This is a genomic window from Roseibium sp. LAB1, assembly GCF_054658235.1.
Genome location: NZ_BAAGIB010000001.1, coordinates 674,510 through 695,796, shown reverse-complemented (window position 1 = coordinate 695,796; position 21,287 = coordinate 674,510). Strand labels below are relative to the sequence as shown.

23 protein-coding genes are annotated in these 21,287 nt (G+C 59.9%); 9 read left to right on the top strand and 14 right to left on the bottom strand.

Translation table 11 applies throughout. From position 1 onward, the window contains the following. Position 1: 1 nt before the first annotated feature. Positions 2 to 1,384, top strand: coding sequence for an FGGY-family carbohydrate kinase (locus tag ACYQ54_RS03360; RefSeq protein ID WP_460079327.1), 1,383 nt, complete (start codon positions 2 to 4; stop codon positions 1,382 to 1,384). Between the two features lie 106 nt (positions 1,385 to 1,490). Next, positions 1,491 to 2,429: a tRNA 2-thiocytidine(32) synthetase TtcA gene (ttcA, locus tag ACYQ54_RS03355; protein ID WP_460079326.1), complete on the top strand. Its 939-nt coding sequence runs from the start codon at positions 1,491 to 1,493 to the stop codon at positions 2,427 to 2,429. 456 nt (positions 2,430 to 2,885) lie between these two features. Here the strand turns inward: ttcA and ACYQ54_RS03350 are convergent, their stop codons facing one another. Continuing rightward, positions 2,886 to 3,761: a LysR substrate-binding domain-containing protein gene (locus tag ACYQ54_RS03350; RefSeq protein ID WP_460079324.1), complete on the bottom strand. Its 876-nt coding sequence runs from the start codon at positions 3,759 to 3,761 to the stop codon at positions 2,886 to 2,888. A gap of 116 nt (positions 3,762 to 3,877) precedes the next feature. On the opposite strand from ACYQ54_RS03350, the gene ACYQ54_RS03345 reads away from it, so the two are divergent. After that, positions 3,878 to 4,873 carry an NAD(P)-dependent oxidoreductase gene (locus tag ACYQ54_RS03345; RefSeq protein ID WP_460079322.1) on the top strand — a complete coding sequence of 332 codons (996 nt, stop codon included), beginning with the start codon at positions 3,878 to 3,880 and terminating at the stop codon, positions 4,871 to 4,873. Beyond that, the gene (locus ACYQ54_RS03340; protein WP_460079320.1) at positions 4,870 to 6,294 is read left to right on the top strand and encodes an aldehyde dehydrogenase family protein; all 1,425 of its coding nucleotides are present in this window, start codon (positions 4,870 to 4,872) and stop codon (positions 6,292 to 6,294) included. The genes ACYQ54_RS03345 and ACYQ54_RS03340 overlap by 4 nt, the downstream gene beginning before the upstream one ends. A 91-nt stretch (positions 6,295 to 6,385) precedes the next feature. Here the strand turns inward: ACYQ54_RS03340 and ACYQ54_RS03335 are convergent, their stop codons facing one another. The 4 genes from ACYQ54_RS03335 to ACYQ54_RS03320 form a co-directional block, all read right to left on the bottom strand. Next, a complete protein-coding gene (locus tag ACYQ54_RS03335; protein ID WP_460079318.1) occupies positions 6,386 to 7,048 on the bottom strand; it encodes a L,D-transpeptidase in 663 nt (220 codons plus the stop codon). Between the two features lie 7 nt (positions 7,049 to 7,055). Then, positions 7,056 to 7,520, bottom strand: coding sequence for a DUF411 domain-containing protein (locus ACYQ54_RS03330; protein ID WP_460079316.1), 465 nt, complete (start codon positions 7,518 to 7,520; stop codon positions 7,056 to 7,058). After that, positions 7,513 to 7,794, bottom strand: a complete 282-nt coding sequence (locus tag ACYQ54_RS03325; RefSeq protein ID WP_460079315.1) for a hypothetical protein — start codon at positions 7,792 to 7,794, stop codon at positions 7,513 to 7,515. Before ACYQ54_RS03325 ends, ACYQ54_RS03330 begins: the two co-directional genes overlap by 8 nt. Positions 7,795 to 7,912: 118 nt before the next feature. Beyond that, positions 7,913 to 8,266 (bottom strand): hypothetical protein, encoded by a 354-nt coding sequence (locus ACYQ54_RS03320; RefSeq protein WP_460079312.1) that lies wholly within the window; start codon positions 8,264 to 8,266, stop codon positions 7,913 to 7,915. A 166-nt stretch (positions 8,267 to 8,432) separates the two neighbouring features. Between ACYQ54_RS03320 and ACYQ54_RS03315 the strand changes: the two genes are divergently transcribed. Continuing rightward, entirely contained in the window at positions 8,433 to 10,034 is a 1,602-nt protein-coding gene (locus ACYQ54_RS03315; protein ID WP_460079309.1) for a DUF427 domain-containing protein, read from the top strand. Positions 10,035 to 10,170: 136 nt separating this feature from the next. On the opposite strand, the gene ACYQ54_RS03310 is transcribed toward ACYQ54_RS03315, so the two are convergent. The 4 genes from ACYQ54_RS03310 to purL all read right to left on the bottom strand — a co-directional run bounded on the left by ACYQ54_RS03310 (position 10,171) and on the right by purL (position 13,869). After that, positions 10,171 to 10,452: an antitermination protein gene (locus ACYQ54_RS03310; protein WP_460079307.1), complete on the bottom strand. Its 282-nt coding sequence runs from the start codon at positions 10,450 to 10,452 to the stop codon at positions 10,171 to 10,173. A gap of 516 nt (positions 10,453 to 10,968) precedes the next feature. Next, on the bottom strand, positions 10,969 to 11,304 hold the full coding sequence (gene grxD / locus ACYQ54_RS03305; protein ID WP_460079304.1) for a Grx4 family monothiol glutaredoxin: 336 nt from the start codon (positions 11,302 to 11,304) through the stop codon (positions 10,969 to 10,971). A 90-nt stretch (positions 11,305 to 11,394) separates the two neighbouring features. Beyond that, positions 11,395 to 11,628 carry a BolA family protein gene (locus ACYQ54_RS03300; protein ID WP_006932469.1) on the bottom strand — a complete coding sequence of 78 codons (234 nt, stop codon included), beginning with the start codon at positions 11,626 to 11,628 and terminating at the stop codon, positions 11,395 to 11,397. Positions 11,629 to 11,670: 42 nt separating this feature from the next. Continuing rightward, the gene (gene purL / locus ACYQ54_RS03295; RefSeq protein WP_460079301.1) at positions 11,671 to 13,869 is read right to left on the bottom strand and encodes a phosphoribosylformylglycinamidine synthase subunit PurL; all 2,199 of its coding nucleotides are present in this window, start codon (positions 13,867 to 13,869) and stop codon (positions 11,671 to 11,673) included. Between the two features lie 534 nt (positions 13,870 to 14,403). Here purL and ACYQ54_RS03290 point away from each other — a divergent pair. After that, complete coding sequence (locus tag ACYQ54_RS03290; RefSeq protein WP_460079299.1) at positions 14,404 to 15,381, top strand: cyclase family protein; 978 nt, start codon at positions 14,404 to 14,406, stop codon at positions 15,379 to 15,381. A 103-nt stretch (positions 15,382 to 15,484) separates the two neighbouring features. On the opposite strand, the gene ACYQ54_RS03285 is transcribed toward ACYQ54_RS03290, so the two are convergent. Next, on the bottom strand, positions 15,485 to 16,450 hold the full coding sequence (locus ACYQ54_RS03285; protein ID WP_460079297.1) for a calcium/sodium antiporter: 966 nt from the start codon (positions 16,448 to 16,450) through the stop codon (positions 15,485 to 15,487). A 182-nt stretch (positions 16,451 to 16,632) separates the two neighbouring features. On the opposite strand from ACYQ54_RS03285, the gene ACYQ54_RS03280 reads away from it, so the two are divergent. Genes ACYQ54_RS03280 through ACYQ54_RS03270 form a run of 3 tightly spaced genes read left to right on the top strand, consistent with a single transcriptional unit; the run spans position 16,633 to position 18,005 of the window. Beyond that, positions 16,633 to 17,121 (top strand): MarR family winged helix-turn-helix transcriptional regulator, encoded by a 489-nt coding sequence (locus ACYQ54_RS03280; protein WP_460079296.1) that lies wholly within the window; start codon positions 16,633 to 16,635, stop codon positions 17,119 to 17,121. Then, entirely contained in the window at positions 17,093 to 17,350 is a 258-nt protein-coding gene (locus ACYQ54_RS03275; RefSeq protein WP_460079293.1) for a hypothetical protein, read from the top strand. The genes ACYQ54_RS03280 and ACYQ54_RS03275 overlap by 29 nt, the downstream gene beginning before the upstream one ends. Further along, the gene (locus ACYQ54_RS03270; RefSeq protein WP_460079290.1) at positions 17,337 to 18,005 is read left to right on the top strand and encodes a class I SAM-dependent methyltransferase; all 669 of its coding nucleotides are present in this window, start codon (positions 17,337 to 17,339) and stop codon (positions 18,003 to 18,005) included. Before ACYQ54_RS03275 ends, ACYQ54_RS03270 begins: the two co-directional genes overlap by 14 nt. 40 nt (positions 18,006 to 18,045) lie before the next feature. Here ACYQ54_RS03270 and ACYQ54_RS03265 read toward each other — a convergent pair whose 3' ends face one another. From ACYQ54_RS03265 to ACYQ54_RS03250, 4 genes are all read right to left on the bottom strand, one after another. After that, entirely contained in the window at positions 18,046 to 18,399 is a 354-nt protein-coding gene (locus tag ACYQ54_RS03265) for a hypothetical protein (RefSeq protein WP_460079288.1), read from the bottom strand. Positions 18,400 to 18,582: 183 nt separating this feature from the next. Continuing rightward, positions 18,583 to 19,095, bottom strand: coding sequence for a hypothetical protein (locus ACYQ54_RS03260; protein ID WP_460079286.1), 513 nt, complete (start codon positions 19,093 to 19,095; stop codon positions 18,583 to 18,585). A 105-nt stretch (positions 19,096 to 19,200) separates the two neighbouring features. Further along, the gene (locus ACYQ54_RS03255) at positions 19,201 to 19,671 is read right to left on the bottom strand and encodes a hypothetical protein (RefSeq protein WP_460079284.1); all 471 of its coding nucleotides are present in this window, start codon (positions 19,669 to 19,671) and stop codon (positions 19,201 to 19,203) included. A gap of 22 nt (positions 19,672 to 19,693) precedes the next feature. After that, complete coding sequence (locus ACYQ54_RS03250; protein ID WP_460079281.1) at positions 19,694 to 21,205, bottom strand: aminotransferase-like domain-containing protein; 1,512 nt, start codon at positions 21,203 to 21,205, stop codon at positions 19,694 to 19,696. Between the last annotated feature and the right edge of the window lie 82 nt (positions 21,206 to 21,287).

The following is a 21,287-nucleotide window of genomic DNA, read 5'->3' as shown; positions in this document are numbered from 1 at the left end:
GATGGCAGCGATCCGGAATGTGGGCGTCATCGATATCGGCAAGACCAACACCAAGGTCGCCGTGGTCGATCTGGAGCAGCGCAGGGAACTTGGGGTCCTGACGCGGCCGAACACCGTCCTGCCGGGGCCGCCTTATCCGCATTTCGATCTGGAAGGCCATTGGGATTTTATCTGCAAGGCGCTGTCGGAGTTGCATCAGGCCCATGGCATCGATGCCCTGTCGGTGACGACACATGGCGCCAGCGCGGTTCTTCTGGACGCGGAAGGGCAGCTGGCAGCGCCGATGCTCGACTATGAGTTCACCGGTCCGGATGATCTTGCGGCTGACTATGATGCGATCCGGCCGGACTTCGCAGAGACCGGTTCGCCCCGGCTCGGCATGGGTCTCAATCTGGGTGCGCAGCTCCACTGGCAGTTGAAAACGGACCAGGATCTGCTTGGCCGGGTGGCGACGGTTCTGACCTACCCGCAATACTGGACCTACAAACTCACCGGAGTTCTTTCCAACGAGGTCACGTCCCTCGGCTGCCACACCGACCTCTGGTGTCCATCGGAAAACCGGTTCTCTTCGCTGGTGGAAAGGCTCGGTCTGACGGACAGGATGGCGCCCGTGCGCAAGGCTGGAGACAGTCTCGGTTCGCTTCTGCCGGACGTGGCCGCCCGGACCGGTCTGCCACAGGACATCAAGGTTGCCTGCGGCATTCACGATTCCAATGCCTCGCTTTATCCGCACCTGATCGGGCGTGAACCGCCGTTCTCGGTCGTCTCCACCGGCACCTGGGTCATTGTGCTGGCAATAGGCGGTGGCGAGGTCACGCTCGATCCTTCGCGCGACACGCTGATCAACGTCAACGCGTTTGGCGATCCGGTGCCATCGGCAAGGTTCATGGGGGGGCGCGAGTTCGACATGATCCTGCAAGGCCGTGAAAAAGGCTGCTCTGAAGGGGAGATCGAAACTGTCCTTTCTCGCGAGATCATGCTCTTTCCTGCCGTCGATCCGCGCTCAGGCCCTTTCCAGGGGCGGGAGCATCACTGGAGCGTCGACGATACGACATTGAGCGATGGTGAGCGCTTTGCGGCGACCTCCTTCTATCTTGCCCTGGTGACCGCGGAGTGTCTTGCCATGAGCGGGGCTGATGGCCCTGTTGTGGTCGAAGGCCCATTTGCGCAGAACCGGCTTTATCTCGACATGCTGGGGGCTGCAACAGGTCAGCCGGTTGAAGCGACATCCGGATCGGTCACCGGAACGAGCATCGGGGCGGCGCTACTGGTCGCAGACTGTGGAACTCGGCCAGCGGGAAAGACTCAAGCAGGCGGTACAGGTGGCAATTGCGTTCCGCGGATCGCGAATTACGTCCAAAAATGGCGCGAGCAGGTCTGCTGACCGCACGGCCCCCCCTTGATAAGCACGGCTTTTTCCTTTTCCCGGCAGCCTTGATCCGCTATGTCAGCGCAAGGACAGCGAACCAATAAGCCACCGAGCTTCTCAAATGAACGATATTGCCGACAGTACCGACATCGACGTGCCCGCGTTGCTCCGCAATGCGCCTTCCAGCGTTGAGTTCAAGAAGCTGCGCAAACGCCTGTTGCGCCAGGCGCGCGAGGCGATTGCCGATTTCGGGATGCTGCCGGAGGGGGCATCGCAGGAAAACCGTCCGAAATGGTTGGTCTGCCTGTCGGGTGGCAAGGACAGTTACACGCTGCTTGCAGTTCTGATCGAACTGAAATGGCGGGGTCTGCTGCCGGTCGACCTGATTGCTTGCAATCTGGATCAGGCCCAGCCCGGGTTCCCGGCAGGCATCCTGCCGAAATTCTTCGAGGACAATGGCATCGAGCACATCATCGTGCGCGAAGACACCTATTCCATTGTCACCGACAAGATCCCCGAACACCGTACCTATTGTTCGCTGTGCTCGCGTCTGCGCCGCGGTATTCTCTACCGGATCGCACGGGAGCAGGGCTGCGAGGCCATCGTGCTCGGACATCACCGGGAAGACATTCTGGAAACGTTCTTCATGAACCTCTTCCATGGCGGACGTCTGGCGTCGATGCCACCGAAGCTGATCAATGACGAGGGTGACCTGCTGGTGCTCCGCCCGCTTGCCTATGCCGCCGAAAGCGATATCGCCCGCTTTGCCACCGGTATGCAGTTCCCGATCATTCCGTGCAATCTCTGCGGCTCGCAGGACGGTCTCCAGCGCGAGGAAGTCAAACGCATGCTGCAAGGCTGGGAAAAGGCAACTCCTGGCCGCCTCGGCGTCATGGCCCGCGCTCTTGGCCACACCCGTCCGTCGCATCTTCTCGACCGCTCGCTGTATGACTTCGTCAACCTGCGCCCGGCTGAAGGTGGAGCGACAGACGAAAGCGAAGCAGAAGAACTCTGCGGCGCAAGTCTGGCGATGACGGCCAGCCTGTTCGCGGCAGAGTGATCCCCACTGACGCAGCGGCGTTCTGACGGCCCGTTCCTTCCTCTTCCAAACACCCCTTCATTGCAGGGCTTGACCCTGCAATCCATGCCGCGGCCTTTTCATGAGAAGAGGTGGCGGTGTGCGGTGATGTAGCGGCATGGATGCCATGGTCGAGCCATGGCATGACGTGGTTTGGGGAGCGGCATCGGGAAAGCACCCTGGCTCAGTCTCATCCGTCATTGCCGAACTTGATCCTGCAATCCATGCCGCGGCCTTTCCATGAGGAGAGGTGGTGGCGTGGGGCGATGTATCGGCGTGGATGCCATGGTCGAGCCATGGCATGACGAGGTGGGAAGTGGAGTCGGGAAAGGACCGTAGGTCATTCTCATCTGTCATTGCCGGACTTGATCCGGTAATCCATGCCGTAACCTTTCCGCCAGGAGAGGCGTGGCCGAGCGGTGGTGGGCCGGTGCAGTTTCAGGCAAACAGTTGCCTCAGCCACATCTCCACGCGTTGCGTGGCTGGTTTTCCCGGCGATGCGCTGTCCCTTTGCAGGAGGAAGTGCGTTCGCACGGATGGAAGGCTGACGTCGAGGGGAACGACCAGCCGTCCGCTGCCCGTCAGCCGCCCGGCGACTTTGCCCAGGAGCAGGGCGACACCGCCGCCGGCAGCCGCCAGTTCAACTGCGGCGAGGGAGGTGTCGACCGTGGCACTGGTTCCGGTGGAGGGCTGAGAAAGGCCGAGGGCGTCGAAAAAGCGTGGCCAGTGGTCATCGAACCCCAGAATGTGAATGCGCGGAAGATCGATCAGATCAGCCGGTTGCTTCAACTCACGCGCCAGATCCGGATGGCACACGGGCACGATCGTTTCCGGCCCCAGCGGTTCCGCGTGCGCACCGGGCCAGTTGCCCGTGCCGAGACGGATTTCGATGTCGGTGCCGGTCTCAAGCGCGGTATCAGCCCAGATGGCGGACAGAAGACGGATGTCGAGGGTCGGATAGGTTTTTTGAAACTCTGCCAGGGCAGGAGCGATGATGAGCACGGTTTCGGAGATCGGGGCGCGAATGGTTACGGAACCTGCCGAACGGTTGCCGAAGAGGCTGTCCGTCGAGAGGGCAAGTTCGTGCAATGCCTTGCGAACCGAGGGCAGGTAGGCCCGGCCGCTGGCTGTGAGGTTCAGCTTGCGCGTGGTCCGTTCGAAAAGCTGATGGCCAAGCTGAGTTTCGAGCGCGCTGATATGCGTGCTGACGGCAGCCTGGGTGAGGCCGAGTTCTGTCCCGGCAGCCGTGAAACCACCAAGCCGGCTGACGGCTTCGAAGCTTCTCAGCCAAAGAAGATTGGGGAGTGCCGACATTCTCTTCATTCATAAAAATAATCGGGTAATCGGCTAAATTATTATCATTTCTCTGTTTCCGAGGCGAGGCGCAAAGTGAAGTCCGGTCAAATCATGCTTCACGAAAGGGACGTCTAATGCGGGTCGGGTTTATCGGTCTGGGCAATGTCGGTGGCAAACTGGCTGGCAGCCTTCTCAGAAACGGGTTCAACGTCACGGTTCTCGATCTGAACCCGCTGCTGATGGAAAGCTTTGCGGCAAAGGGGGCCTTGCGCGGTGAGAGCCCCAGGCAGCTTGCCGAGAGCTGCGATGTCGTCATCACCTGCCTGCCCAGTCCGGCAGCCTGTGCGGCTGTCTTGGAAGGCGCTGAAGGAATTCTGGAAGGTATAGGCCCGGGCAGGATCTGGGCGGAAATGTCGACCACGGATGCCGGTGAAGTGCGGCGTCTCGCCGGGCTTGTTGTCGCCCGGGGAGCTGGGGCAATTGAATGTCCGGTGTCCGGCGGCTGTCACCGGGCGGAAACCGGAAATATCTCTATCTTTGCCGGGTGTTCTCGGGAAACCTTCGAGCGCATGCTGCCGCTCTTGACCGTTCTGGGGCGGCGTGTGCTGCATACGGGTGAGCTCGGGTCAGCCTCGGTTCTGAAGGTCGTCACCAATTATCTGGCAACGGCCAATCTGGTGTCCGTGGCCGAAGCACTGACGACCTGCAAGGCAGCCGGTATGGATCTCGGCACCGCCTATGAGGCGATCCGGATTTCCTCCGGAAATTCCTTTGTGCACGAAACGGAGGGCCAGGTCATCCTGAACGGATCTCGCGACATCTCATTCACAATGGATCTGGTCGCCAAGGATATCGGCCTCTTCCAGAAAATCGCCGAGGATCACAACGTACCGCTGGAAATATCACCGCTTCTCAACCGGATTTTTGCTGACGGGATCGACCGCTATGGTCCGCGCGAACTGTCGCCAAACATCATCCGGCGGTTGGAGGAGACGACTGGCCTTGATATCCGTGCACCGGGTTTTCCGGAGGAGATGGTTGACGACGAGCCTGAAGAAGCTGGATATGAAGTGGTGCCCGGAAGCGGCGGCGACATGAAACAGAACAGACGGGAAGCAGCAGGCGGATGATTGAAAAGCGGCAGTTCTATATCGGTGGATCCTGGGTCGATCCGGTCGAGGCAAAAACGCTTGAGGTGATCAATCCGGCAACGGAACAGCCGGTTGCCGTGATTTCCCTCGGCAGTGCCGCTGATGTGGACAAGGCGGTGGCCGCGGCCAGGGCCGCATTTGCCGGGTGGTCGGAAACAAGCGTCGAGGAACGTGCCGCGCTGCTGGAGCGGATCATCGCGATTTACAAACGCCGGTCCGCGGACATGGACGAGGCAATCCGACTGGAAATGGGCGCCCCGCGCAGCTTTGCACGGGAGAGCCAGACACCCGCCGGATCCGGCCATCTGGAAGCGACACTGGAAGCCCTGAGGCAACATGTGTTCGAGCGCCCAAGCCCTCGCGGTGGCAGCGTGCTACGGCACGAACCCATCGGCGTCTGCGGGCTTATCACGCCCTGGAACTGGCCGATCAACCAGATTGCAGCCAAGGTGGCGCCGGCACTTGCCGCCGGTTGCACCATGGTGCTGAAACCAAGCGAAATCGCGCCACTTTCCGGGCTTCTCTTTGCCGAGATCCTGGCGGAGGCTGGCTGCCCGGCTGGCGTGTTCAACCTGGTGAATGGCGATGGACCGGGTGTGGGGGCGGCGATGTCGGCGCATCCCGACATCGACATGATGTCCTTTACCGGTTCAACCCGGGCCGGTGTTTCTGTCAGCCAGAACGCTGCATCAACCGTCAAGCGTGTCGCGCTGGAGCTCGGCGGCAAGTCGGCCAACCTGCTCTTTGCCGACGCGGACCTGGAAACGGCCTTGCGCACATCGCTCTCTGGTTGTTTTTCCAACACCGGACAGTCCTGCGATGCACCGACCCGTCTGCTGGTAGAGCGGAGCGTCTATGACGAAGCTGTTGCGCTCGCCGGAAAGATCGCGGCGGAAACCACCGTTGGAGATCCGGCCGAGGAGGGCGATCACATCGGGCCGGTGATCAGCGACCTGCAATTCGAGAAGATCCAGGGGCATATCGACCGCGGTCTGGCTGACGGCGCGCGCCTTGTTGCCGGCGGCCCGGGAAAACCCAACGGGTTCGAGACCGGCTACTTCGTCAAACCGACGGTTTTTGCGGATGTCACCAACCAGATGTCGATTGCCCGCAACGAGATCTTTGGGCCTGTGTTGGTGATGATCCCCTTCGAGACGGAAGAAGACGCCATCGCGATCGCCAACGACACGCCCTATGGTCTTGCCGCCTATCTCCAGACCGGTGATCCGGAGCGGGCTAAGCGGGTTGCACGCAAGCTGCGCACTGGCAGCGTCTATATCAACGGCGCCAGCCCGGACTACGACGTGCCCTTCGGCGGCTACAAGCAGTCAGGTAACGGCCGTGAATACGGCGAATTCGGCCTGGAGGACTTCCTGGAACTGAAAGCCATAACTGCCTGAAGCCAGGTATCGGAGATATGAGGCACTAGTAGTGCCTGGTGGTGGCGAAGGGACCGGCTGGCCGGCCCCTTTTCCGCAAGTGTCCTGAACCTTACAGAACGACGATCTGGGATCCGTCCGGTACCCGGCTGTAAAGGTCGATGACATCCTGGTTGATCAGCCGGACACAGCCGCTGGAGACAGCGGAGCCGATGGTCCAGTATTCGCCTGTGCCATGGATGCGGTAGAGCGTGTCCTTGTTGCCCTGGAAGATGTACAGCGCTCTTGCTCCCAGCGGGTTCTCGATTCCGGGAGGCATGCCACCGTTGCGCCAGCTCCATTTTTCCAGTTCCGGCTGCCGCTGGATCATCTCTTCCGGCGGTGTCCACTTGGGCCAGGCGGCCTTGCGGGCGATCCGTGCCCGGCCGGACCATTCGAACCCGGCGCGACCAAGGCCGACGCCATAACGCATGGCCTTGCCGTTTTCCTGGACAAGATAAAGGTAGTAGTTGCTGGTATCGACCACCAGCGTGCCGACCTTTTCGCTGGTCTGATAGTCGACCTGCTTGCGGTAAAAGCGTTCCGGCACCTTTTTCAGGTCGGGAGCGGGGATCGGAAACTTCTCTTCCGGCATGGCACGGTACATGGCCAGGACGGCAGGGTCCTGCCAGGGGGCGAGCGGCTGCTGGGGAGCGGTCGTCATACAGCCGCTGACGGCGAGCCCCGCGAGGCTCGCCGACCCGGCAAGAAAAGATCTTCTTGAAAGGTTCGTCATGTGAAGGCTACTGGCCTGTCTCTAGATAGGGGATGGGGGGATCGGCCGGGTTCTGGCCGAGGGTGTAAACCGTGTATTGCGCTGTCGGATCGTCGCCCATGCCGAGCGAGCCCTGAGGCATGCCGGGGACCGCGATACCGCGAATGTCCGGCCTTTCCGACAGCATTTTTTCGACCGCTTCCAGCGGCACGTGTCCTTCGATGATGTATTTCCGGTCACCACCTGTAACGGCCGTGTGGCAGGCCTGCATGTTCTCCGGAACGCCTGCCTGGGTCTTTATCGAACTCAGGTCTTCCATGTCGTGGGCGACGACAGTGTAGCCGGCAGCCTCCATGGCTTCCGTCCACAGTTCGCAGCAACCGCACCAGGGCGATTTATAGACAGTGATGGTGGTGTCTTCCGCGGCCAGGGCGGCCGAGGACAGGGCCAGAAAACCACCGGCGAATGCGAGTGCCAAATACCTGTTAGCCATGGTCGGCTTCCTTTCGCGCCGTCGCATGGCAGGATCTGCCCATGACACGATGCAGAATCACATGCATGGCAACGCAACCGAACATGGGAACGGCGAGCAGCAATGCTTCGCCCACTGTCAGTCCTGTCGGTGCGGAAACGATCAGCAGGCCGGTCACAACCGCCATAAGCAGGCAGCAGCCGAGTATGAAGAGGTTGGTTCTGTTCAGATAGTTCGGAGTTCGAATTGCAGGCGCGGCATAGGATGCCTGTGTGCCGTTTTCCTGAAGACTCATGATTTTATCCTGTCTATCAGGCGAACTGTTCTCCTGCCGGTCATTCGGAATCCGGCAAGATGTCGTTCAACCTTCCAATAAATTTGGCTAAGCCGGAACATCGTGTTCCGGTGGGTGGTCAGCCTTTTATGGGAGGTTGATCTTCCGCAGTCGGCAGACCGTCCGTCAGGACGGGAGGCGACGTGGTTTCCGGGCCGGTTTCCGGCGACAGGAACTGCAGAGCCACGACGGCGAAGTGAGAGAGGCAATCCGGGCCGCAACCAAACGGTTTGGTGGTTTTTCCGGACTGGCTGTCCGGATTGCAGCATTGGGCGTGATGCGCAGTAAACTGGACTGACTTGGCTGATGCGCTCATGTCCTGCATCATCACGCGCTCCAGCGCGCGAATACTCTTGGGAACATGCGTATAGGCTGCGGCGGATGTGACCCCGGCAAAAAAACAGATCAGCAATGTGATCAGGACGTTGCGCATTTAATTTCAGTACCCGACAGGGTTTCCGATTTCCATACCTTGACTGCTCACAAGCGCGTAATCGTGAATTGAGGTCAAACCGTGGCTGGCTTCACAGACAGTCTGCGCAGCACCTATGCGTTTTGTGCAGGTGTCGGCAGCAGATGCGCGCAGGGGAGGCGCATGGATGGCACTGGACAGGCCGCCAAGTGTTCCATATCTGTTTTTCATGACCGTGCGCGTGCAGCAAACCTCGAACGACTACGGGATCCTTGTCGAACCGCTTGCGGGCGAGGTGACAGCCTGGCGGGGCGAGCATCTTCTTGCTCGTTCTTCGAAAGCGCGTGTGATGTATGAAACCCGGCTGCCACCGGCGATCTATTTTCCGCGCGACGACATTCTGGCTGAGCTTGAGCCTGCCCCGGACCGCAGAACCTTCTGCCCGTTCAAGGGAACGGCCACTTACAGTCATGTCCGGGTGGGCGATGAAACGCTGGAAAACGGCGCCTGGAGCTATCTCAACGCCTTGCCTGAGGGAAAGGCCGTCGATGGCCATGTCGCCTTCATGCCGGGTGTGGCGAGCCGTATCGATTTTCAGGGAGCCCCGGTCGATCCGCTGCCCGTCGGAAACATCACCGGTCCGACGGTCGACTGGTTGCTGCGCGAAGCCTGGGCCGCCAGAACACCGGAAGAGCTGACGGCCGCCCTTGGCCGGAAACTGGTGGAAGACGGGATCGCCGTCTGCCGCATCAGTATCCTGATCTGGTCGCTGCACCCGATGATCGCGGGCCGGCATTACGTGTGGACACGCGACGACGACAAGGTCGAAAGCTTTGCTCCTTCCTATGAGACGCTGGAGAGCCCGGCCTTTCGCCAGAGCCCGCTGCAGCATGTGGCGGATGGTTTGGGTGGAATCCGGCAAAAGATCGATTCGAACCCGGATGAGTTCAGATTTCCGATCATCGAAGATCTGAAGCAGCAAGGCGTTACCGACTATGTCGCCATGCCGCTGCCTTTTTCCGACGGGCTGATTAACGTGATGACCCTCGCGTCGGATCATCCAGCCGGGTTCACCACGGCCAACCTTGGGCTTGTGTTCGAGTGCTCGGCCCTTATCAGCCGGCTGTACGAGGTGTTCGCGCTGACCTCCAACGCGACGTCCCTGCTGGAAACCTATCTGGGCAAGAGGACGGGGGCGCGGGTTCTGGGCGGGGATATCCGGCGGGGCGACGGCGATGTCATCGACGCTGCAATCCTGTTTTGCGACCTCAGGCATTCCACCAGGCTGGAAACGGAACTTGGCCACGCCGCCTATGTCGGAGAACTCAACCGGTTCTTCGAAGTGACTACCGACATCGTCAATGCGCATGAAGGCGAGGTGCTGAAATTCATCGGTGATGCGGTGCTCGCGATCTTTCCGGCCGGCGTCGGACTGGGTGAGGCCTGCCGGCAAGCGGTCGCTAGCGCCGAGGAAATGGTCCGCCGTTTGAAGGTGCCGGACCCGGGCACGCAAGGCATTCCGTTGAACTGTGCCATCGGCATTGCCTTTGGTGAGGTTACATACGGCAATGTCGGCTCCAGGGAGCGGCTCGATTTCACGGTGATCGGCCATGCTGCCAATATCGCCGCGCGCCTGGGCGACTACGGCAAGGTCATCGGCCATGAAATCGTGGCAACTGCGGAAGTGGCGCTGGAGGCAGGGCTGCCGTCCACCTCGCTCGGGTCGGTCGAACTCCACAATGTGGCCGGGCCGGTGGCGGCACATGCCGTGACGGTGCTGGAAGACTGAACGCTGAACGGAGACTGTCCCTTGCAGCACAGCGTTCAAGCGGCGCTTAAGTCATCTGTCAAAACCGCCTGATGGCGAGGCGCGAGCAGGCCCTTGCGCGCCGGTATCAATCAATCAAACTGTTTCCTGAAGGGGGTCAGCGGACGGTGTTTTCTCCGTCGAACCCGCCCATCGGCTGATTGCGAACCAGGATCACCAGGCCTTCCTTGCTGGGGGCGGCATCCTTCAAGGCGACACCGCCGTAATTGGCGCAAAGTTCTTCGGCGCTTTTGGTTCTGGCCGGTGTGAACATTGTAAGCGCCTGGCAATCGACACGGCGCAGTTCGCTGTCGGTGTTGACTCCGCCGTTTATGACGAAGCCGGCTCCGACAAGTGCCAGAACGAAAGTAGAGGTGGCTGCAACTGCAATCTTGTTCATTGTCCCCGGTCCCATTTCCCGGCTCCGTTGGTCGATGGAGCCTTGCGATATGGTCGGAAAATGACGGAACGCACCTGTACTCACCCTGAAATCCGCATTCACCTTGCGTTCAGCTTAGGTGATTCGGCAATTTTTGCCGAGATAGTGCCTGAATTCGACCGCAATCGATTCCGGTTAATATTGGATAATATGCAGGTCTAGGTGGTTTTGACGGTGGTGAGGGCAGCTCGCGACCCCTCCGGATTTCCGAAGGAATGATCCGGGAGCGCCGGATGGAGATAGGCCTTCAATCGTTAGTCCGGACTTGTGTCGCGGAGCCGCGTTCGGCTTTGCAGTTCCGGCAGGAGGGACCTTCATACCGCATTCTATTGCATCATAGCGGCGGTATTGGGCGCATTTTCCGGGGGGGGCGGAGGTTCACGCGTTGCTGCTTGCGCGTTTGGACTGACGGCAGAGAAAAACGAAAGGGGCGGAAAACCGCCCCTTGGAATGCTGTCTTCTGAAATCACTATCGGCTCAGGCGGTCTGCTGAGTCGTCTCGATACCTTTTTCCGTCATAAGGCTCTGCAGTTCCTGATTCTGGAACATTTCGCGGATGATGTCGCAACCACCGACGAATTCGCCCTTCACATAGAGCTGCGGAATGGTCGGCCAGTTGGTGAATTCCTTCACGCCCTGGCGAAGGTCATCATCTTCCAGAACGTTGATGCCTTTGTACGGGGCGCCGACATAGTCGAGGATCTGCACGACCTGTCCGGAAAAGCCGCATTGCGGAAAGTTCGGAGTGCCTTTCATGAAAAGCACAACGTCGTTGGTATCGACTTCGTTCTTGATCCAGTCCTGGATGCTCATGGTGTCGGTCCTTTGTCTCTTTGCCGCCTATCTGGCGAATTGTGGCGGCATATTCAAGTGCTCGCGCTGCCTGCGCGGCAATGTGTCAACTCAATCCGGTGCCTTGGTCTGAAGGGCGAGGGCGTGCAGTGCGCCGCCCATATTGCCTTTCAAAGCCTCGTAAACCAGCTGGTGCTGCTGCACGCGGCTTTTGCCCCGGAACGATTCCGAGACAACATTCGCTGCATAGTGATCGCCGTCTCCAGCCAAATCCCGGATCTCGACCTGAGCATCGGGCAGTGCTGCCTTGATCAGGGTCTCGATCTCATTTGCGTTCATCGGCATCGTGCGTCCGTCCTGTTGTTAAGTTCCTGAAGGTCAAACGGCTTATGCCGTTGCCATGTAATTCGGGAACCAATCTTCGTGCGCTTTTTTCAAGTTTGCAACGGATATGGTGAGAATGCCCTCAACAGTCAAATCCGCGCCACCGGTGGTGCCGATTTGTTGAACATCCACACCACCATCCAGAATGTCTTCGAGAACGGCCTCGACCTTGTCCTGGGCAACGGTAACGACGTAACGGCCCTGGTCTTCGCCGAAGAGGGCCGCATGGGCCGGGCCATTGATCTTGACCGTCGCGCCGATGCCACCTGACATCGCCATTTCGGCGAGCGCGACACCAAGCCCACCCGAGGAAATATCGTGCACTGCCGTCAGGCGGGCCGCGCCGATGAACTGGCGCACCAGAGTGCCCCGGCGCTTTTCAGCGGCCAGATCCACAGGCGGCGGAGCGCCTTCCTCCCGGCCGAGAATGTCGGCGAGATACTGGGAAGCGCCCAGATGGGTGCCATTTCCGCCGATGAGCAGGATGGCGTCGCCTTCATTCACAAAGGCTGCACTGGCGCGTACCGTGACGTCGGGCAGAAGGCCGACACCGCCAATGGCCGGGGTCGGCAGGATCGCTTCGCCATGGGTCTCGTTGTACAGCGAGACGTTGCCGGAAACGATCGGGAAGTCGAGTTCCCGGCAGGCTTCGCCGATGCCTTTGATGCAGCCGACGAACTGCCCCATGATTTCCGGCTTTTCCGGATTGCCGAAATTGAGGTTGTCGGTTGCCGCCAGCGGTTCGGATCCGACGGCCGTCAGGTTGCGCCACACTTCGGCAACAGCCTGTTTGCCGCCTTCGAAAGGATCTGCCTCACAATAGCGTGGGGTTACGTCCACGGAGAAGGAGAGGCCCTTGCGGGTGCCTTCCACGCGGATGACACCGGCATCACCGCCTGGCGTTGCGGCCGAGTTGCCCTGGATCAGCGTGTCGTATTGCTCGTAGACCCAGCGTCGGGAAGAGCCGTTGGCGTTGCCGACCAGGGTCTTGAGAGCTTCGGCATAGTCCGCCGGTTCCTCGATTTCAGAGGCCACCAGTACGGGGCGTTTCTTCGGCTCGACCCAGGGACGGTCATATTCGGGAGCTTCGTCACCGAGTTCCTTGATCGGCAGATCGGCGACCACTTCACCCTGGTGCTTGACGATAAAGCGCAGCGTGTCAGTGGTCTTGCCGACGATGGCGAAGTCCAGGCCCCATTTCTTGAAGATGGCTTCGGCTTCGTGTTCCTTTTCCGGACGCAGCACCATGAGCATGCGCTCCTGGCTTTCCGAGAGCATCATCTCATAGGCACTCATGCGCTCTTCGCGTACCGGCACCTTGTCCAGGTCAAGTTCGATGCCGAGGTCGCCGCTGGCGCCCATTTCAACGGCCGAACAGGTGAGACCGGCAGCACCCATGTCCTGGATGGCGATCACCGCGCCGGTTTCCATCAGTTCAAGGCAGGCTTCCAGCAGGCACTTTTCGGTGAACGGGTCGCCGACCTGAACGGTGGGGCGCTTTTCCTCGATCGTGTCGTCGAATTCCGCGGAGGCCATGGTCGCGCCGCCGACACCGTCGCGGCCGGTCTTGGCGCCGAGATAGACGACCGGCAGGCCGACGCCTTCGGCCTTGGCCAGGAAAATGGCATCGGATTTTGCAAGGCCCGCCGCGAAGGCGTTGACCAGGCAGTTGCCGTTATAGCGGGGGTGGAACTCGACTTCGCCGCCGACCGTCGGAACGCCAAAGGAGTTGCCGTAGCCGCCAACACCGGAAACGACGCCGGAGACGAGGTGACGGGTGCGCGGATGATCCGGCGCGCCGAAGCGCAGGGCATTCATGGCCGCAACCGGACGCGCACCCATGGTGAAGACGTCACGCAGGATGCCGCCGACACCGGTCGCCGCGCCCTGATAGGGCTCGATGTAGGACGGGTGGTTGTGGCTTTCCATCTTGAAAACCACGGCCTGGCCATCGCCGATATCGACCACACCGGCATTTTCGCCCGGGCCCTGAAGCACGCGCGGACCTTCGGTCGGCAGGGTCTTCAGCCATTTCTTGGAGGATTTATACGAGCAGTGCTCGTTCCACATGGCGGAAAAGATGCCCAGTTCCGTGAAGGTCGGCTCGCGGCCGATCAGTTCCAGGATGCGCTCATATTCATCCGGCTTCAGACCGTGGGAAGCAATCAGGTCGGGCGTGATCTTGATGTCGTTCGGGATCATGACGTTTCACTGTTTTTGGCCAGTGTTTCTGGCCAATGGGTGGGGCCGCGACGGCACGGGCAGACGATGATGCCGCCGTTTAGCAGATTGTCCCCCAATTTGGGAGCCTTGCGGTGCAAAGAAATTCGACAAATTTGATCGCGGGCGATGCGATTGGCCTTGCAGACGTTCTTCCACCTGACAGCGCAGTGCGTTCCAACCGGCGCAAGTTCGAATTCAAGCCCGGTATCAAGGGAAAATACGGTTCGTAAAAGTCTCACCGGCAATGCGGAGATGGCTGCAATACGGGTGTTTCAGTGCATTTGGTTGTAGCCTTGACAGATTTGGACGATTGTCCTAATTCGATTTTAGGGCGATTGTCCTAATCGTGCTGGGCGCGTTCGAATGCGCCCGTTCTGAAAACCGAAAACCCTGTCAGGCAATCCGTCCTGCTGAAACGTGGAGGAGCGATCCTCCACGAACGGAACCGCCTTGCCGGTCGTTCCTGCATGCACGGGGTTTTGAGAGGAAGGAATTCCACTGGTGCAAGACTTGATGAATCAGACCCGAAAGCTTTTTGCCGCCACACTCATGGCGGCGACCCTTGCCGGTTCCCCGGCTTTCGCGGAAGGCGACCAGGTGGGGCAAAGCCCCTGGGGACCGGAAGACGAGATCGGTACGCTCAACATGATGAGCGACGCCTCGCGACTGGAGATCTTGCAGCGCATCGATGCTGGCAGGGTCTATGATCTCGGCGTGGATCTCTTTGTCGGCATGCCGGATTGTTGCAGTGCTGCCTTCGGAGATCCGACCTACCAGATGATGATGCTCCACACGCCGGCCCGCGGAGATGGCAGCAAGGAGTTGCTGTCGCATTCCAGCGAAGCCATCTCGATGAATACCCACACGGGAACCCATATCGACACGCTAAGTCATTTCGGGCTTCACGGGAAAATCTGGAATGGCGTTGGTGCCGATGAGGCGCAGGGCGTGCGTGGCTGGGCGAAATCGGGTGCGGACAAGTATCCCCCCATTGTCGCCCGTGGCGTGCTGATCGACGTGGCGAAGGCCAAGGGCGTCGATGTGCTGCCGGCGTCCTACGCCATTACGGTGGAGGATCTGAAAGCCGCACTGGAAGAGCAGGGAACCATGCTGCTGGAAGGAGATGTGGTGCTCATCCGCACCGGGCAAATGAGCCTTTGGCCGGACAAGTCGAAACTCTCGCTGTTCACCCAGTCAGGTCTTGGCCTCGAGGCGGCAAGGTGGCTGGCCGAGGAGCAAAAGGCGATGGTCCTCGGTGCGGATAACCTGGGTCTGGAAAGTTTCCCGTCCACCATCGCGGAAAATTTCGCTCCGGTTCATTCCTACCTGCTGGCTCAGAAAGGTGTCTCGTTCATCGAACTTTTGTGGCTGGAAGATCTCGCAAGGGATGGGGTGCATGAATTCGCCTTCATCACGTCCCCATTGAAACTGCGTGGTGCGACCGGCTCGCCGATCCGTCCGATTGCGATCCCCATCAAAAGCGGTAGTTGAGCCTGTATCTTTCCCCCGGCGGAGCACAGGTCTCCGCCGGGTGGGATTGCAGGGGCAGATCTTCCCGATGCGAATGCGGCCGGCATTTCCGAAGCGTTCAAACTCACCCCAGTGCGTTGTGGAGGACGTAGCCAGCATAGCCTGCATAGGCCAGGAGCATGATGGCGCCCTCGCGTCTGCAGATACGCCCGCCCGTCATGGCAAAGACCAGCAGGATCGCCGTCGCGCCCAACAAGACCCAGATGTCGAAGCTCATGATCTCCTGCGGCACCTGGAGCGGGGTTAGAACCGCCGCAAAGCCCAGAATGCCCAGGATGTTGAAGAGGTTGGACCCGAGAATGTTGCCAAGGGCAATATCTGTCTGGCGCTTGAGGGCCGCGATCACCGAGGTGACCAGCTCGGGCAGGGAGGTGCCGACGGCGACGATGGTGACACCGATCACCGCATCGCTGATGCCGGCCGCCTTTGCAAGGCTGGTGGCACCGGTGACCAGAAAGTGCGCGCCGGTCAAAATCATCACAAGCCCGCCAATGGCCATGGCGAGGTTGAGCGGCAATCCACCCGGCTTTTTACCACTCGCGACAAGCTTGACTTCGCTGCGGTGAAGCTCGGCCGAAGGGCTGTGGACACCTTTTTCCATGCGGTAGGTGACGACGAGATAGGCGGCGAGCACCAGGAGCAGCGCAAGGCCGGCTTCCCGTGCGATGAGGCCGCTGAACACCAGGCCGGCGAAGGCAAGGGCCGCCAGAGCGTTGGCCGGACCGTCGCGCATAAGAGCCGCAGGGTCCACCTTCAACGGCGAGATCACGGCGGTCAGACCCAGGATCAGCAGGATGTTGGCGATGTTCGATCCGGCAACGTTGCCGACGGCAATGCCGGGCGAGCCGTTGAGGGCGGCAAGGGCGCTGGTCATCAGTTCCGGAGTCGATGTGCCGAAGCCGACGAGCACGAGGCCGATCAGCAGTTCGGATATGCCGAAGCGCTTTGCAAGACCAACAGATCCACGCACCAGAACGTCACCGCCGGCAACCAGAAGAACCAGGCCGAGCACTATTTCAAAGGCAGTCATTTCCAGGACCTCGCACACACGTCGCTGGCAGATGGTGTGGCAGCATGTTTGCTGCAATGGCGGTGCTGGCATGATCTTTAAAATTATCGCGGGCCGAGCCGCGAACCTATGTGCAAGCATGAATTGACAGCCAAGCTGTCAATTGATAAATTGACAGTTAGGCTGTCAAAATAGAGGTGCATATGCCTGAGAAGAACAACCTGAACATGACGGAAATGCGGGATCTTATCGTGAATGTCCGCAGGACGTTCCGTCAGCTCGCCGGCATGTCGGACAGGATGCTGGAAGCGAGAGGGCTGACAGCATCGCTACGGGCAATCCTGGAGTTTCTTGCGGACGAAGGGCCAAGTCCGGTGCCAAAAATGGCAGGTGCAAAGTCCATGACAAGGCAGTCCGTTCAGGCGTTGGTCGACAGGCTGGAAGGATTGGCTCTGGTGGCGAGTTTGCCGAACCCGGAGCACAAACGCTCCGTTCTGATTTCGCTGACGGACAAAGGTGCCTCCACCTTCCGGGAAATTCTCGCAGAAGAAGGAGCGCTGCTTGTGAAAATTTGTGACGGCTGGCCGGATGGAGCACTTGGGCAGGCGAACAGCACTTTGAGAGACTTTCAAACGAAGCTTACTGAACTAGGGAGAACGGACGATGTCGCAAATCCTCAATACCCGGAATGACGGCGGTGGAGCCGAGCACCGCACAGGCCGCTTGCTGGCTAAGTTCGCCATGGCCGTGCTGCTGACAAGCCTTGCCATGACGTGGAGCTGGTCGACCATTGCTGTGGAGTTGTTTTATGCGCCGGACCTGCGTTTCACCGACGCCATTGCCGGTACCCTGGCGCTAACCGGCCTGTTTTACGGCTGTGGACTTGGTTTCAGATTGGGGCGTGACCGTGAGCACTGTTGAAGTGGGCTTGGAACCGACCAGCCATCGCGAGACCGGCAGCTGGCTTTCGGAGGTCATCGTTGGTCAGTTCAGGCGTCCGCACGGCATGCTCGGGTCTTTGGCGGGCTGGATCATGGCCAACCGGGCTTCAAATATTGCCAGAAACCGTTGGACTGTCAGTTTGATGGAACTGGCGCCGGGGGCTGAGGTTCTCGAAATCGGCTGTGGACCAGGCCGTGGCATTGGAGCGGTTCTGGAAAATATACCGCGCAGCCGCGTGACCGGTCTTGATCATTCCGCGCTGATGATCGCAAGAAGCGCCCGTCGCCATGCGACGGCTCTCAAGGCAGATCGGCTGGATCTTTGGCAAGGAGAGTTGTCCTCCTTGCCCGAGAGACGCAGGTTCGATGCGGTTTTCAGTTGTAATGTGCTGCAATTCGTCGAGGATCGGACGGCATTGCTGGAAGGGGTGCAGCGCTGCCTCAAGCCTGGCGGGGTTTTTGCCACCACCTACCAGCCCCGCGGTCAATGTGCCTCGGCGGCTGAGGGCAGGGCCTGGATCAGTCAGTTTGCGGAGGATCTTTGCACCGCCGGGTTTCAGGATGTTGACGTCAGGGAGAAGGTCTTCGGTGCCATGCCGGGCTTCTGTGCTCTCGGCAGCATTGAGGCGCAGTAAAAAGCCGGTGCAGTGAATCGCACCGGCTCAGATTTCGTCTTTAGCTGTCGCGCTGCATGGCGAAAGTGAAGGTGAACTGCCTGCCGTTGAGGTTTCCCGAACCCGTGTCCTTGGTTCCCGTAAAGACAAAACGGAAAGGTCCGCTTGCGCTGTCGTTACACGTAAAAGTGCCTTCTCCGTCGCGATGGGAAATACAGACAAAAGTGCCTTCGCAGACCCAGCCTCGGCTGTTCCTGATCTCAAGTTTGCCCGACCCGTCCAGGTAACCGGCTGCCTTGCTCGAGAAAGTTTCCGAGCCGTCGGTCGACTGTGCGTTAACTGCTGCAGTGGCCGAACTGCCCACACAGGTTCCTGCGATGAGCAAGGCGCTCAGGAGACTTATTACGTCAATCATTATTTCTCTAGCTAAATATCTGAAATCATTTGTGTTTTTAAAGCGCTGCAGGTGGTCTGAGCTAGGGTCAGTTAGAAATGGTAAGGGCAAACCTCACAATCATGGCAAGCAGTCTCTGGTGTGTCGGCAATGAGGGGCGAATGCCGGCCCGATTTGCTTGTTAGCCTGTTCTGGCAGGTGACCCTAACCCTTCGGAGCCGGGCGGATCTCCGGGTTGATGTGATAACCGGGGCCGATGGTGAGCGGTTTTGTCGGCATTGCCTTTGGCGCGACACTGGATTTGAGGCCCTTTTCGTGACGTTCGATCTCCAGGCCGGTCTTGGGATCGATGACGTGAAGAACGGCGGCATAGGTGCGCTCGGCTTCGACATCCTTCAATGACGGTGTTTCGAAACTGTAATTGCGCTTGGAGTGGGAAACGGCTTTCTCGATCTCGATCTTGCCGCCCTGGGGGTTATCGAATTCGGCAACAAGCCGTGTGCCCAGAGGCAAGGGCTTGAGCAGGCCAACGGTAAGGCCGGCCCTGATATCGGCGATGCGGTAATTGTAGATGAAACCACCGCCGGTGATTTCGGCGAAGCTGGCGTTTTCAAGGATGGATTGATTGTATCGGTAAACGGTGCCGAAGACGGCGACGCAATAGGTCACTGCGGCGGCACCGGCCAGTTTCACCCACAACGGCACGGACCCTGTCATCACAACCTCCGGTCAGTCACCTCACAATGCCAGAAGTGCCGGGGAGGGACAAGAAAACCGTGACATCCGTTCAAGCGCCAAGAGGCCGATGGGCCAGTGTTCGTCTCAACGGCGCAGGACGTTGCCGTTGCCGTTGCGCTTCAGATAATCCTCCATCGCCTCGACCAACTCGTCGCCGTAGAAGGACACCCGTTTTTCATTGCCGATTCCTGTCAGAGGCACGGCGAGCGTGAGGGTTGGCGCAAACCAAAGGTCGCGGCGATGTGCGTCCGAGATCGCCTTCCACGGAATGAGAATTGGCCTGTGACCCATCCTGAACAGGAAGATCGGGCACATGTAGAGACCGGCGTCGGACATGGTCACATCCACGCTGTTACGATAGTTGCCGAAAAGGCCGAACCTGATGGTTCGCCAGCGCCAGCTGCGCCCTTCCGGTTTCTCACTGGCGGGATAGGCCTTTGCCAGTCCCGCCCAGCCTCCGGTGTGGGCAATGACAAAAACGATGAGCGACCAGAACAGGACGAAGACAACTGCGAAGACCGGAAGGATCACGAAAGGCAAGCTGGTTTCCGACATGTTTCTTCACCTTGAAGGGGGTCTATTCGAAACTGTCGTAACAGGCTCCGCTGTCCTCCAGCAAATTTTGCAGGATGAGCAGGCCCTTGGCGGTTTCCTGCCGGGTCATCGGGTTGGTGACGCCGACGCGGACGCGATGATAGACCTTGCCCGACCGGCCGGTCTTGAATTCGTCCTCGTCGTCGATCAGCACATTGGCGGAAGAGGCAGCCGCCTTGAAGGTGCCCGATAGCCAGGGTTCGGGCAGCTTGAGCCACAGAAACGGCGCATCGGCGGCGGCACACATGTCGTAGGCGCCGAGATATTTCTGCACCAGCTCGAAACGGGCGGAGACTTCGGCAAGGATTTTCTGGCGGAAGTCGTCGGCGGCACCGGACAGGACCAGCCGGGCAGACAGTTCAGACAGGAGAAAGGAGATGCCGCCCGTCAGCATCTTGTGGGCGGTATAGATCCGCTGCGCATGAGACAGCGGGCTGGACACCCAACCACCGCGCACACCTGCCGTGACCGACTTCGACAGCGACCCGACATGGAAAGTGCGCTCCGGAGCCAGCGCGGCGAGCGGCAGCGGTGAGGCTTCGCGCAGGGAACCGTAGACTTCGTCCTCGATGATCCAGAGATTGTACTGGCGGGCGATGCTCACCAGGTCGGCACGGCGCTGTTCGCCCATCATGCCGAGCGTCGGGTTGTGCATGGTCGGCATCACGAAGAGAACCTTCGGGTGCTTTTGGGCGCAGACCCGGGCGAGGTCTTCGGGCAGGGGGCCTTCGTCATCGCGTGCGATCTGGACCGGGCGACGGCCGGACAAGGCGGCTCCACGCGCGATCGAGCTGTAGGTCAGTTCCTCGAAGGCGACCTGATCTCCGGGGGCGGTCGTTGCCGCGATGATCGCCATGATCGCCGCCTGGGCGCCTGTCGTCGGCACAATGCTGCCTTCGGGAGGCTGCCAGCCTGCTCGGGACAGCCAGATCCGCCCGGCCTGGCGCCAGCTTTCGGGGACGGAGCGGGTGTAGCTGGCAATTTCGTAAGGTGAGTCCCGGGTGATGTCGGCCGTCAGCCGGCTGATGACGCCGGCCTGGCCGATCTCGGGAGCGGAGGTGCTGTCGAACCGGATTGCCTCCGGTGACGGTACCATGACCCGTGTACCGCCAAAGGCCACGTCCTTCGGCACGGTCATGGCGCCCTGGGTCCAGGACGAGGTGGCAGAAGCCTGCGGGGAAGAACCGTTGGTCTGATGTGTTGGCCGGTCGAGGTCCGGTTTGGTGTCTTCTTCCAGCGATGGTTCAAACGTGCTGCCGAGAACGAATGTACCCCGTCCAACCTCGCCGCTGACAAGGCCGCGTTGCCGGATCAGGGCATAGGCGCGGCCAATGGTGCCGACGGTAACCCCCAGATCGTAGGCAAGGTCCCGCTGCGGTGGCAGCTTGGAACCGGCGCCAAGCGTGCCGGTGGCGATATCCTCGGCGATACGGTCTGCCAGCCGAATGTAAAGGGGCCCCTGGCCCTCGGGAATCTCTGGGTGCCAATTTGTCATGGTGACAATTTAATATATTGCATCCAAATGAGAGTCAATTCATATGATTGTAGCGCTACAATGCGCCCAATTGATGTAATTG